Raw genomic sequence first — 11,658 nt, forward strand, 5'->3', positions numbered from 1 at the left:
ATTATGGTACGAAGCAGGTACACCCGCTTATTAGCATGAATATAAATGTGAGGCGAACAGGAACTTTCGATGAAATAACGTAATTTCTTGCCCCGCGGGAATGCTCCTTTTGGCCCTGCCAGGTACTGGCCAGGCAGTTCGCAGCTGATCGGTAAGAAACTGGAACTGTTCGGCAAGGCGCATGTCTCTCTCGACCACAGCGATCCGGACGCTGCCAGCCAGAATAAGTCAGCTTAATGTCTGGAATAACTCGACCCGTATCAGCTTCAAGGGCGAGCGCGCCATCAGGCCGGACGTGACTCTGCTATGGCAGTAAGGCAGGGGCGTGGATATTGCGGAAAGCGGCGGGACCTTCGCTTCACGCAACGGCTTCCTGGGCCTGAAGGGGCGCTTTGGCCGGGTTCTGGCCGGCCGCTACGATACGCCATGCCCAAATCGCTGCGCGGCTCCGCACTGGGGAATGTTCCGCGATACGATTGGTGATCTGCGCGCGATTCATTCAGTGCGTACAGCGATGGTTTATTGCGAGCAATGATCTGAATGATCGGGCAGACAAATGCCATTTTATATAGTGATGAGTTCGATGCACTGGAATTGCGTGTTATGTATTCAGCCGATCCCTACTCTGAAAACGTTAGCGGTGGGCAGGATAATAATGACGACGATCTGATCAGCGTCTCGCTCACCTACAGTGCGAATGAGCTGACCGTTGGCGCCGCACTGGAAGACACGTGGTCGCTGGATACCGGCAAACCAGGGCCGAGAGAGGTCGATAACCTGCGTCTGACCGCCAGCTATACGCTGGATCAATACGCAGTTCGGTGCATCTGCCAGATTCCACCGACAGTGATGATGCTACCTACGACCGGGATGCTTACCGGGGTGAATGCGGAATGCCGGTTTGACGAGGCGCTGGATATGCGTGTGCAATATCTCGTCGCGGACGATCATCAGCGAGCAGGCCGACTCCGGGGCGCAACAGCAGGCACTGGGCGTATTTAACCAGCTTTGACAAGGCGACCCAGATCTACGCGGCCTATACCCTGGCCGACGATGACGCCAGATGCGAACTATCAGGGGATCGATGGGGGGCATGGTGACGAGCTGACGACCGACGCCGGCGGCAGCCCCTCGTCATTTTACCGTTGGCGCGGTCTTCCGGGGCTTTTTTTTGATGCTTGCCGGCTGAAAGCCGCCCGATCAGTGCCAGCACAAACCGGACAGGCCGTTATCGGCCTGTCCGTTTTTTCGTGAGAGCGGACGGACATTTTGTCTGACCCCGGTTGCGATACGTTTTGTTAATACCGGATTGATAAACTCAGATTATCAAACTGGCTTAATCCTGCACTTCCTGCGCACAGGGTTATTCCCCTTTAATCTCTATCAGTTTGTTATCGCCTGTATCGCGCAGGGCTAACGCGCAGTTCAAAGTGCACTGTGAGTAGGACTATTGTGCGAAATACTGAGGTATAAACAATATATTTTTAGCCGAGTGGGGATTTACTGAGCTAGATTTAATGAAGTCCAATTCAGCGCGTCACGGGGCCGGCTGGCCGGCGAATACAGTGCTTCGCTCGTTGGTGTAATGACGGCGCAAGTGTCCGGTTACCACCAGGTGGCCTGTGTACGTGGAATGGTGACGGGAGGTCGTACAATGGATTACGCTGCACTGAAACAGACTGCCAGTGCCATGGTTGCACCCGGTCAGGGTATTCTGGCAATGGATGAAAGCAATCCAACCTGTGGCAAGCGTCTGCAGGCCGTTAGTGAGGACAATACCGAGGCCAACCGTATCGCCTATCGGTGTATTTGCTGCTGGGCGCGCCGGAGTCCGGGCCAACTACATCAGTGGCGCCATTTTTTGTATGACGAGACCATCCGTCAGAGTAACCAGGATGGCAAGCCGTTCACCGAGCTAATACAGAAGCAGGATATTCTCATCGGGATCAAGGTCGGTGCCGGGGCCGAGGAACTGGCTTTGCGTGCGGGCGAGAAAGTCACCGAAGGGCTGGACGGCTTGCGCGAGCGACTGGAAGAATACCAGACGTTTCGGCGCAAAGTTCTGTAAATGGCGTGCAGTGATTACGATCGATACCGGGCGCTCCCTGCCCAGTCGCGGCTGTATTGAAGCCAATGCCCATGCACTGGCCCGCTATGCCGCATTGTGTCGGGAGGCTGGCCTGGTCCCGATCGTGGAGCCGGAAGTGTTGCTGGACGGCACTGCGTCTGGATCGATGACTGTCCTGATCGGTCACCCGTGAAACCCAGCATACCGTGTTCGAGGCGCTTTATCGGACCAGAATATTTTCTTCGAGGGTACGGTGCTCAAACCCAGTATGGTGGTCAGCGGCAAGGATCACGCGGAGGGTCAGGCGGGTGTCCAGGAAGTGTGCCGGAGCGCACGATTGAATGCCTGCAGTCAGTACCTGCCGCCGTCCCGGGGATTGCCTTTCTCTCCGGTGGTCAGACGGATGAACAGGCGACCCGGCATCTGAATTCCATGAACAAGCTGGCTGAAGGACGGGGCGTTGCCATGGCAACTGGGCGTTCTCCTCGCGCCCGTGCGTTACAGCATCAGGCCCTAACGACACCTGCGCGGTGAGGACGCCAGGGAGGTCGAGGCCGCGCGCAAGGCGCTGCTACATCGCGCCGAACTGGAATTCGCTGGCACAGTCGAGGCGGATGCCAGGATGAAATGGAAGGGCAGGAAGCCGCTTGAAAATGGGACCACCAATAATTATCTCAGAAGCCTGGCCGGACAATGATGACGCCATTGTCCGGTTTTTTTATGTCGGCAGGGACTGCGTGGTGAAACTATCTAGGCTGATCTGGTTGTTGAAGACGCGGTTGACATTGTCGCAGCGGGATCGTGATCAATTCTTATCCTATGTTTGCCGATCAACAGGATGTCGCCGGATTGCAGGACATGTTGCCTGACTTTTTTCCCGTTGACATAGGTTCCGTTGGTACTGCCAAGATCCTCGACATGTGTCGCGTTGAAATAGGTGACGATTTTCGCGTGATATTTGCTGATGGTCTGATCATCCAGTCGGACGTTGTTGTCCCCGGAACGGCCAATTGTGAGAGTGCCTGCGGAAAGTTCAATCGCATTGATTTCCTGGCTATTATACAAGACAGAGACCATGACCATTATTCTGAACTCGTTAATTTAAGAACGTGGTGATGAAGGTTTATGCCTGTGCCAAACCTGTCGGAAAAATCCATCACTGGTCGTCAGGCCAGAAGCTAACCCGCGCATTCTACTCTTTTGCTGAAGAGCGTGGTATAGATAAGATACCACTGTTTCACGTTTATTGTAACAAATCAAGAGAATTTTCTGTGATTTATCGGATTAGGGTTAATACCTGGTCTCATGCCGGTACCCCCGATATATCGGTGCTGTCTTGTTATTCCGTATTAAAGCGTCCTGACTCGTGTCGGCTTGGGATGACGCGCGTGTCATAGTGTTGCCCGATCAGCCGCTGCGGATTTCCTTATAGCGGATTTTGTCGGCAGCCGTAGCATCAGGTAATGCGGAAAACATTCTTTCATACCAGTCCAGGGTATCTTGAATCTTGTCCCAGCGCTCTGGTGTGTAGGTGTCAACGCCGAGCATGAAACGATCGGCATGTTTGATCAATAAATCTTCCCAACGAAAGGAAAGATCCGCCCACAGATTGGGATAATTATCCATTAATGCCTCTACCTGGAGACTATATTCAAAACCCGCATGGGCCCAGAGAATGCGTACGTCTGGATATCTGATCGAATAATCTGATAATCGCATCCGTGTCAGCATGTGCATGCAGAATCAGATTGTATTTGCGAGCCAGTTGAACCATCTGGCGGACTACCGGATCAGATCGGCCTGCTCACCCTCAAGGTGAAACTCGCCGATGGCCGCATAGGGATGTTCGGCCAATTTTTGTTCCAGGTAGGGGATGACACTCGGATCATGCATCCAGCTGTTCAGATCCCCACGCATCCGATAGGGCCTTAGCGACGGTATCACCCGATCCGGTGCGGCGTTATAGAGGCGACGGGTTCCCATGTCGCCGGAGCTGGATACCATTGCGCGACTGATCCCGGCTGCGTGCAACCGGGCAATGGCCGCGTGAGGCGGGAGTTTGTCCCAGACATCGTGGCTGTAATGAATGTGGACGTCGAAAACTGGCTGTTTCGCATTCACGTTTTGAGCGAACAGAGAAAACAGTAAGAGTGGTGGTAGCAGGTGGGAGAGCCACAAGGCCATATTGGCATTCTTATTGTAGGGATATGTCCAGCCTCAGGATTATTCAATCTGTAGGACACGGTGCAAGATTATTTACAGCATCACGCTGAAAAGTTAACGAAACCCCTCCATCCGAGTTGTCGGAATAATATCGTAATCGATCATCTGACAGGAGAAACGTTTTTCTTTGTTCGTCGACTGGGGAATCTACCTGGATGAAGCACCGATGATTTTAGATAGCCTTCGGGCGTGATTAAAGCGAGAGTTCCTCAATATCGATATCATATTCATTTGCGGCGAGGGTTCTGACGACTCTGACAGGCTGGTTGTTTTTGCTGTAATTATCCAGGTTGACCAGGGTGTATGATCCATAAGATTGTTTGTCTGGGTCGAGCAACAAGATGACATCAGGCCGCAGGTTATGGCCGCTACGCTGTGTCTTGACGATCCCGACTTCACCGGAACTCAGCTCTACCAGCGAACCGGTTGGATAGGTGCAGAGCGCCTGGATAAAGTACTCGACCAGCATTTCGTCAAACAGTTTTCCTCTTTGCTTATACAGCATTTCCTCGGCTTTGGAGGGGATATTGTATCTGCGAATGGGCGGGGGCTGGTGACGGCCACATATTGATCCACGATACCGGCAATCTGGCCAAACAACGGAATCTGATTGCCGTGAAGGCCTGAAGGATAACCGCATCCATTGAGCCGTTCATGGTGGTGCTGAACAATTTCCAGGATTTCGGGCGGATAATCAGCACTCTCACGAAGGAGTTCCACACCAAGATCGACATGGGTCTTCATCGTTTCCCATTCATTCGTATCAAGTCGATCGGGTTTATGCAGAAGATCCGTGGGTAAACAGAGTTTGCCAATATCCATCAACAGGCAGCCGATCGCCAGATTTTGTAGCTGTGATTCCGCAATGCCCAGTTTTCGGCCCAATGCCGTTGCCCAGACAGCGGCTGTCAGCGAGTCTTTATATAAAAAGGAGTCAAACTTTTTAAGCCGTGTTAGCCAGATATAAGCATCAGGATTATTGGTGACGCTACTGACAAGATCCCTTGCCGGTTGTTCGAACAAGCCATAGGGCAAGGGGCCTCCTGATTGCACCAGTGATTCGACTTCATCGAAAAGTCTGGTAAAGGTTTCATGCGAGGCATGTGCCAGGCGAATTTCCTTGTCGACTGGGGTGCTTTGTGTATAGCTGGTCTGATGGGTAATTCCCGATTTATCATTCAGTGGGCTGGCATCCTGCGCATATCCGGGTTAGCTCGATTTCCTCGTCGGGTAAAATCACGTAGACATACTGGGTATGACGACATAGTTCCTCAATGTCTTCATGGTTCTGCAACTCAAAACCCTGGAACATGAATGGTGTTTCTACCCATGGGCGGTCGAGGTTCGAGACATACATGCCGATTTGTAGCTGTTCGGAAGGAATTCTTTTGATTGGCATGCACTCTTTCCGTCGTTGGCTATGACACAAATCAATGGTTTATACAGCATATTCTAGACAATATCACGGTATAACAACAGGAGGCGGGAATCCCGATATCGCTGTGCCAATGCCACGGCACGGGTCGTGGTCGACTGACATTGCAGTCTGAACCGCCTGGTTCACCGGGGCGTGTCATTGTTGGAGTCGCAATTTCAGGACTGGATACCGGCAGAATGTGCTGGCAGTCGGGGGCATCAGCATCTATCTTTAGTAAAGACCCCACAATCAGCTGTTACAGCATCAGGGTGTGCCGGGTAACGGTCTGCAGGCTGCACCCTGACGGGTTGTCGAGAAACGGTATAGCGCATAAATAGTGATAAGGAAACCTGAATGAAAACACGTGAAGAGCAGACTCGGTGAGCTTGAACAGGACTGGGCCCGGAATTCCCGGTGGAAGGATGTAGAGCGCGGCTATAGTGCCGCTGATGTCATCCGCCTGCGTGGTTCGATACAGCCGGAATTTACCTATGCGCGGCAGGGCGCCGATAAGCTCTGGCGCCAGATACACGGCGAATCGAAAAAAGGCTACGTCAATTGTATGGGGGCAATTACCGCGGGTCAGGCCATGCAACAGGCCAAGGCCGGCGTCGAGGCGATTTACCTGTCAGGTTGGCAGGTAGCTGCCGATGGTAATACGTCGGAGACCATGTATCCGGACCAGCTTCTCTACGCCTATGACTCGGTGCCAACAATGGTGCGGCGCATCAATAATACCTTCAAGCGGGCGGACGAAATTCAGTGGATGAAAGGTCAGAACCCAGGTGATGCGGATTATGTTGACTATTTTCTGCCGATTGTTGCCGATGCCGAAGCCGGTTTCGGAGGCGTTTTGAATGCATTCGAGTTGATGAAAAACATGATCACGGCAGGTGCTGCGGGGTACATTTCGAGGATCAGCTTGCCGCCGTCGAAAGTGCGCGGTCATATGGGTGGCAAGGTACTGGTGCCCACCCAGGAGGCGATTCATAAACTCATTGCCGGCGCGACTGGCCGCCGATGTCTGTAATGTGCCGACTGTCGTGCTGCGCGCACCGATGCCGAGGCAGCCAATTTGCTGACGTCCGATATCGACCCTCATGATCAGCCGTTTTTGAAAGGCGAACGCACTGCAGAGGGTTTTTATCGGGTCAAAAATGGGCTGGAACAGGCCATCTCGCGTGGTGTCGCTTATGCCCCCTATGCCGATATGGTGTGGTGTGAAACCGGCACCCCTGATTTGGGTTTTGCCCGCGAGTTCGCCCAGGCTGTGCTGGCGGAGAGCCCGAACAGGTTCTTGGCCTATAACTGTTCGCCATCCTTTAACTGGCGAAAAAATCTTGACGAGAAAACCATTGCGCGCTTTCAGGAGGATCTGGCGGAGCTCGGTTACAAATACCAGTTTATTACCCTGGCTGGAATTCACAGCATGTGGTTTAACATGTTCAATCTGGCATATGACTATGCCCGTGGCGAGGGCATGAAGCATTATGTCGACAAGGTACAGCAACCCGAATTCGCGGCGCGTGGATAAAGGCTATACTTTTGTCTCGCATCAACAGGAAGTCGGGGCGGGTTATTTCGATGATGTTACCAGCACAATCCAGGGGATTTTCATCGGTCACGGCCCTGACCGGTTCAACCGAAGAGGAGCAGTTCGACGACTCGAAAAACACCAGATCCTGAGGGCGTGAACACCGGGCCAGATAACCGGCAACCGGCCCTTGTATTTCCGTGCCGACACCACGGTGCAACTAAACCGCTGGTGACGGAAATTGCCGAGACAATCCTGGAAGGATTGACCGGCATTTTGTTATTTTCCGTGATATGACCCGTGAAAGCGCGGGATAACTTTATCCACGGCGACTGGATGGCCAGCCGGCATGCGGCAATCCGTCGCATTAATCTGTATGACAGTCGGGTTCGTGAAGCGATCAGGGCGTTGCGCCAACGATTTGACGTTGACGTGCTCAATGCCGGGTTATGGCAGGAGATCAAGTTCCATTACATGGGGCTGCTTTATGGTCATCGCCAACCAGAGCTTGCCGAAACATTCTATAATTCCGTTTTTGTCGGACTGTTCGAACGGAATTATTACAATAATGATTTCATCTTTGTTCGTCCCTCAGTATCCACGGAGCGCCTGGACAGCGATGATCCCGTCTATCACAGTTTTTATCCGTTGCGGGAAGGCTGGCGCGCTACATTGCTGAAAATTCTACGAGAGGCCGATGTGGGTTTGCCCTTCAGCGATCTGCGTGCGGACTTGCGCCGGATTACGACGGATATCCGTAAACACACCAGTCTGCCACGGAAGTTGGCGCGGCATTTTCAAATCCAGATGTTGCGTCAGCCGTTTTATCGCAATCGCACGGCTTATCTGGTGGGGCAGATTATCAATGGCCCGGATCGTTTGCCGTTTATCCTGCGTATCCGGCGTAATACGAACGCTACGGCATATGTTGAAAGACTGGTCTGTGAGCGTGATGAGGTGGCCAGTATGTTCACCTCGGCGCGGGCCTATTTTCTGGTCGATACCGAGGTGCCTTCCGCACACATCCGTTTTCTTCTGGGATTTCTGCCGGAGAAGACCGCCGCCGACCTGTATACCCAGATCGGATTTCACAAGCAGGGCAAGGCGGAATTTTATCGGCGATTTCCTCGATCACCTGCAACGCTCATCCGATCCGATTGAGACTGCACCAGGTAGCAAGGGGATGGTTATGGTAGTGTTTACCCTGCCATCATATCCTTATGTTTTTAAACTGATTCGCGATCAGTTTCGCCGCCGAAGGATACCACGCGACAAAAAGGTCATCGACCGCTACCATCTGGTCAAACAGCATGACCGGGTCGGGCGCCTCTCCGATGCCTGGGAGTTTTCCTATACCGCTCTTCCGCTGGCGCGCTTTACTCCGGAACTACTTGAAGAGCTGAAGGCCGAGGCGGCTTCACAGTTATCAGAAGAAAGTAATCAGCTAATTGTAAAACATCTTTTTATCAGAACGTCGTCTTGAGCCACTTAATCTCGTATCTTAAGCAGATTAGCGGCGAGGCGTTACGCCACGCATTACAAGACTACGGTGATGCGATACGTGATATTGCCGCCGCCGGGATCTTTCCTGGTGATTTGCTGCCTAAAAACTTCGGCGTTACCAGCTATGGCAGGGTCATATTCTATGATTACGATGAAATACAGCCGCTTTTGGAATGCAATTTCAGAAAAATTCCGCCTCCACGTTATCCCGAAGATGAACTGGCTTCCGAGCCATGGTATTCTGTGGGTCCGAATGATATATTTCCGGAAGAGTTTGCGACTTTCTTGTTCCCTGATCCTGTACAACGCCAACTGTTTGAACAACTACATTCTGATTTGCTTGATGCCGAATACTGGAAAAAACTTCAGCGTTACGTCGCTGAAGAACGTTTCCCTGAGTAATGTTGGAAAACATATACCAAAGGTCTATCTGTGCGTAAAAAAAGTATAACCAGTCCCCAAAAAATGCTGGAAAAGCATGAGAATCTTGTTCACTCCGAGAATCTGAAGGTTGTCTCACATGTACAGCGACAGGAGGGGGAGTGGTTTATTAATACTGTACATGGTTGATGGCGTAGATGTTCCGTTCCGTTACAAACGAAAAGAAATATAAGGATATGACAGGGGCAAGAATTAACCTCACCTATTATCCTGACAAAGTAAATGTTGGTGGGATAGAGATGGAAATGATGACTGTTGTCAGGGTCAGGGTGTCATAGTTTCGAATTATTCCGACGAGTCTGTGTTTGTGCAGTAATTATAAAGTCATACCACTTTTCTCATATAGCATGTTATGTGTAGACCAGGGTCTGATTTCGTCCTGATTCCTTTGCACGATACAGTGCAATGTCGGCTTGCTGGACAAGTTCAGTCGGGATTATTTTCTCATCAGGAGTAAATGGTTTGGTAAGGCCTGCGGTAAGTGTATGCGAAATGGATTGTCTTTCGTAAATAGTCGGTGTCTCGGAAAATTCTTTTCGAATTCGTTCGGCAAGCTCAACGGCCATGTCTATATTCTTCGTCCTGAGCAGGATGGCAAATTCCTCGCCACCATAGCGAATACAGATATCCTCCGGTCGGGTTATACGTTGCAGCATTTTGCCTACGTCGATCAGTATCTGGTCGCCGGCGTTATGTCCATATTTGTCATTAATCTCCTTGAAATAGTCAAGATCAATCATGATAAGAACGGCAGACAGTCCTTTGCTCGGGGACGTGCCCCGTAACCTGTCGAAAGCTTCCTCAAGCGCACGCCGATTTCCGAGGCCGGTAAGCTGGATCCTGACTCGCGATTTTTAATGCGTGAAGACGATCACCGTCCCACTTGACGAGTCGTTCGCCCAGCGCAACCAGCAGGAAAATAGCCTCAAGAACACCGCCGGTCTGGGCATATAGGAGTGGTGTCTGAGCTCCCCAGTCCAGGAGAGTGCTCCCGGCACTGAAGACGCTGATCAACAGGCCTATTCCATATGCGATCCATGCGACGCGATACCAGCGCGCATATTGTATACCGTGCTGATAAGCAATGTATCCGAGAAAAGGTAATAGCGCCAACAGGGCAAGGGATGCGAACGACAAGTACAGTACCGGCGTATAAAAACGGGCGAAAGCGTAATAGCATCCCGCCTGAAGCGATTATCCATTGGCCAGTTTTTATCACTTTGTCGTAACGTGGACAACAACCCGCGGTTTGCAGGAAATGTCGGGAAAACTGCAGGGCTGTTATTGCCATCATAAGAGAGGCGATATGAAATCCTTCGTTATGCCAGAAAACGGAAGCTGGCCAGAGATACTGGAACGCGAAACCATTGAGTAATCCCCACATCATTATGCTCGATGCGAGGAAGGCGGAATAGTAAAGATAAACCGCTTGTCGCATTAAGAGGGCGAAGATTACTGCAATCATAAACAGGGAGGTCATTATCCCGTAATAGATGCCGTACGCCAAATATTCCTGGCGCGTCTGGTTATAAAAGATATCATCGCGTGAGAGGTAGAAGCTGAAGCGACATCGCATCCGCCTTGGTAAACCGTAATTTGATATATAGGTCGGTATACGAGTCTGCTGGAGTCGTGTGTGAGAACGCCAGATTCCGATAATCCAGTTGCCGTGTCATGAAAGGTTGTCGATCACTCAATATCCGCTTCCGCAGGAGGCCGTCATTCTCGGCGTAGTAGACGGTGATCTCATCCAGATAGAACTCGTCGCACTGGTGAAGCACCCACGATTGTGAATTCTCATTCCCTGAATTGGGATAGCCGGACATGTATCCAGTAACCGTTCCGGTGTGATGCCTCGATTAAGCTGCGTCTGGTCGAGAGATTGGAATTCCCCGAGCGGCAGTCGTGAGAAACCGTATTGTTTTGTTTGCTCATCCAGAAACGTGCTGGTGCGCGCAATGGCTGGCTAGCGAGATTAACTTATATTGAGTGTCTGGAATCGCTTCTTTGGCCTCAGCCAGTGCGTCCTGACCGAGTTGGACGACGAGCATGAACAAAGCTCAGCAAGACATACGCTATCCAGCGGCTGTTATACCAGGTAAATTCTCGCCGATCTGAAGGGCAGAAAAGTCAGCGCGGAGCTGTTTCACTGTTAATTCTCCCTGCCTATCCTGATGGATGTTCGCTTGCGGTCTGAACATGCTTTGGTTGGAATAAGATCGATTACCGTGCTTCACGGCCAACACTAACAGCGTATTGTTTTTTATCGGTTGTGTTGCTCTGTGAATATGGGGTAGCTGTTGGAAGTGACTAACTCCTACAGGAATAGCATATCGGTCGTTTTCTCGAAGACCTTAACAATACAGCGGTTCGCTGCGTTTTGGATGAGCGTGTTATCGAAACCCGGCATTGCGTTTTTGCGCCGGGCCGGGTTTCGAGCGTATCGGGCCGTCTGTTCGGGAGTTCAGATGA

At 51.5% G+C, this 11,658-nt stretch carries 16 protein-coding genes and 3 pseudogenes; 10 read left to right on the forward strand and 9 right to left on the reverse strand.

Features of this window, described 5'->3' with window-relative positions; genetic code table 11:
- Nucleotides 1–325: 325 nt before the first annotated feature.
- The 4 genes and pseudogenes from U5K34_RS04655 (at nt 326) to U5K34_RS04670 (ending at nt 2,602) form a co-directional block, all read left to right on the forward strand.
- The gene (locus tag U5K34_RS04655; RefSeq protein ID WP_322567308.1) at nt 326–535 is read left to right on the forward strand and encodes a hypothetical protein; all 210 of its coding nucleotides are present in this window, start codon (nt 326–328) and stop codon (nt 533–535) included.
- A gap of 5 nt (nt 536–540) precedes the next feature.
- Nucleotides 541–1,002: a porin gene (locus tag U5K34_RS04660; protein ID WP_322567309.1), complete on the forward strand. Its 462-nt coding sequence runs from the start codon at nt 541–543 to the stop codon at nt 1,000–1,002.
- A gap of 652 nt (nt 1,003–1,654) precedes the next feature.
- Complete coding sequence (locus tag U5K34_RS04665) at nt 1,655–2,068, forward strand: class I fructose-bisphosphate aldolase (protein ID WP_322567310.1); 414 nt, start codon at nt 1,655–1,657, stop codon at nt 2,066–2,068.
- Nucleotides 2,069–2,078: 10 nt separating this feature from the next.
- Nucleotides 2,079–2,602 (forward strand): annotated as a pseudogene (locus U5K34_RS04670) (class I fructose-bisphosphate aldolase).
- A gap of 216 nt (nt 2,603–2,818) precedes the next feature.
- On the opposite strand, the gene U5K34_RS04675 reads toward U5K34_RS04670, so the two are convergent.
- From U5K34_RS04675 to U5K34_RS04695, 5 genes are all read right to left on the reverse strand, one after another.
- A complete protein-coding gene (locus U5K34_RS04675) occupies nt 2,819–3,151 on the reverse strand; it encodes an FHA domain-containing protein (RefSeq protein ID WP_322567311.1) in 333 nt (110 codons plus the stop codon).
- Nucleotides 3,152–3,475: 324 nt separating this feature from the next.
- Nucleotides 3,476–3,805, reverse strand: a complete 330-nt coding sequence (locus U5K34_RS04680) for a hypothetical protein (protein ID WP_322567312.1) — start codon at nt 3,803–3,805, stop codon at nt 3,476–3,478.
- A gap of 45 nt (nt 3,806–3,850) precedes the next feature.
- A complete protein-coding gene (locus U5K34_RS04685; RefSeq protein WP_322567313.1) occupies nt 3,851–4,189 on the reverse strand; it encodes a hypothetical protein in 339 nt (112 codons plus the stop codon).
- Between the two features lie 513 nt (nt 4,190–4,702).
- Entirely contained in the window at nt 4,703–5,326 is a 624-nt protein-coding gene (locus tag U5K34_RS04690; RefSeq protein ID WP_322567314.1) for an HD-GYP domain-containing protein, read from the reverse strand.
- Between the two features lie 139 nt (nt 5,327–5,465).
- Nucleotides 5,466–5,690, reverse strand: coding sequence for a DUF3391 domain-containing protein (locus U5K34_RS04695; protein WP_322567315.1), 225 nt, complete (start codon nt 5,688–5,690; stop codon nt 5,466–5,468).
- 382 nt (nt 5,691–6,072) lie between these two features.
- On the opposite strand from U5K34_RS04695, the gene U5K34_RS16040 reads away from it, so the two are divergent.
- From U5K34_RS16040 to U5K34_RS16050, 6 genes and pseudogenes are all read left to right on the forward strand, one after another.
- The gene (locus U5K34_RS16040; RefSeq protein WP_416224031.1) at nt 6,073–6,738 is read left to right on the forward strand and encodes a hypothetical protein; all 666 of its coding nucleotides are present in this window, start codon (nt 6,073–6,075) and stop codon (nt 6,736–6,738) included.
- 45 nt (nt 6,739–6,783) lie between these two features.
- Nucleotides 6,784–7,242, forward strand: a complete 459-nt coding sequence (locus U5K34_RS16045) for a hypothetical protein (protein ID WP_416224032.1) — start codon at nt 6,784–6,786, stop codon at nt 7,240–7,242.
- 300 nt (nt 7,243–7,542) lie between these two features.
- Nucleotides 7,543–8,403 carry an isocitrate dehydrogenase kinase/phosphatase AceK regulatory subunit gene (locus U5K34_RS04705; RefSeq protein WP_322567316.1) on the forward strand — a complete coding sequence of 287 codons (861 nt, stop codon included), beginning with the start codon at nt 7,543–7,545 and terminating at the stop codon, nt 8,401–8,403.
- Nucleotides 8,404–8,431: 28 nt separating this feature from the next.
- Nucleotides 8,432–8,725 carry an isocitrate dehydrogenase kinase/phosphatase-domain containing protein gene (locus tag U5K34_RS04710; protein ID WP_322567317.1) on the forward strand — a complete coding sequence of 98 codons (294 nt, stop codon included), beginning with the start codon at nt 8,432–8,434 and terminating at the stop codon, nt 8,723–8,725.
- The gene (locus U5K34_RS04715; protein WP_322567318.1) at nt 8,722–9,147 is read left to right on the forward strand and encodes an isocitrate dehydrogenase kinase/phosphatase-domain containing protein; all 426 of its coding nucleotides are present in this window, start codon (nt 8,722–8,724) and stop codon (nt 9,145–9,147) included. Before U5K34_RS04710 ends, U5K34_RS04715 begins: the two co-directional genes overlap by 4 nt.
- 63 nt (nt 9,148–9,210) lie before the next feature.
- Nucleotides 9,211–9,464, forward strand: a pseudogene (locus tag U5K34_RS16050) (hypothetical protein).
- A 72-nt stretch (nt 9,465–9,536) separates the two neighbouring features.
- Here the strand turns inward: U5K34_RS16050 and U5K34_RS04720 are convergent.
- The 4 genes and pseudogenes from U5K34_RS04720 to U5K34_RS16065 all read right to left on the reverse strand — a co-directional run bounded on the left by U5K34_RS04720 (nt 9,537) and on the right by U5K34_RS16065 (nt 11,012).
- Nucleotides 9,537–10,025: a GGDEF domain-containing protein gene (locus U5K34_RS04720; RefSeq protein ID WP_322567320.1), complete on the reverse strand. Its 489-nt coding sequence runs from the start codon at nt 10,023–10,025 to the stop codon at nt 9,537–9,539.
- Entirely contained in the window at nt 9,988–10,323 is a 336-nt protein-coding gene (locus U5K34_RS16055; protein WP_416224033.1) for a 7TM diverse intracellular signaling domain-containing protein, read from the reverse strand. Before U5K34_RS16055 ends, U5K34_RS04720 begins: the two co-directional genes overlap by 38 nt.
- A 70-nt stretch (nt 10,324–10,393) precedes the next feature.
- Nucleotides 10,394–10,762, reverse strand: a pseudogene (locus U5K34_RS16060) (7TM-DISM domain-containing protein); the annotation flags it as partial.
- Nucleotides 10,725–11,012: a 7TM-DISM domain-containing protein gene (locus U5K34_RS16065; protein WP_416224034.1), complete on the reverse strand. Its 288-nt coding sequence runs from the start codon at nt 11,010–11,012 to the stop codon at nt 10,725–10,727. The pseudogene U5K34_RS16060 and the gene U5K34_RS16065, both read right to left, overlap by 38 nt.
- Nucleotides 11,013–11,658: the final 646 nt, after the last annotated feature.

The sequence above is a fragment of the Thiohalophilus sp. genome (assembly GCF_034521165.1).
Taxonomy (GTDB): Bacteria; Pseudomonadota; Gammaproteobacteria; order UBA6429; family Thiohalophilaceae; genus Thiohalophilus.

Coding starts and splice junctions, on each gene's coding strand:
- U5K34_RS16065 (WP_416224034.1), bottom strand. CDS start 11,012: ATGTCCGGCTATCCCAATTCAGGGAATGAGAATTCACAATCGTGGGTG.
- U5K34_RS04660 (WP_322567309.1), top strand. CDS start 541: ATGATCGGGCAGACAAATGCCATTTTATATAGTGATGAGTTCGATGCA.
- U5K34_RS04675 (WP_322567311.1), bottom strand. CDS start 3,151: ATGGTCATGGTCTCTGTCTTGTATAATAGCCAGGAAATCAATGCGATT.
- U5K34_RS04680 (WP_322567312.1), bottom strand. CDS start 3,805: ATGCACATGCTGACACGGATGCGATTATCAGATTATTCGATCAGATAT.
- U5K34_RS04710 (WP_322567317.1), top strand. CDS start 8,432: ATGGTAGTGTTTACCCTGCCATCATATCCTTATGTTTTTAAACTGATT.
- U5K34_RS04695 (WP_322567315.1), bottom strand. CDS start 5,690: ATGCCAATCAAAAGAATTCCTTCCGAACAGCTACAAATCGGCATGTAT.
- U5K34_RS04665 (WP_322567310.1), top strand. CDS start 1,655: ATGGATTACGCTGCACTGAAACAGACTGCCAGTGCCATGGTTGCACCC.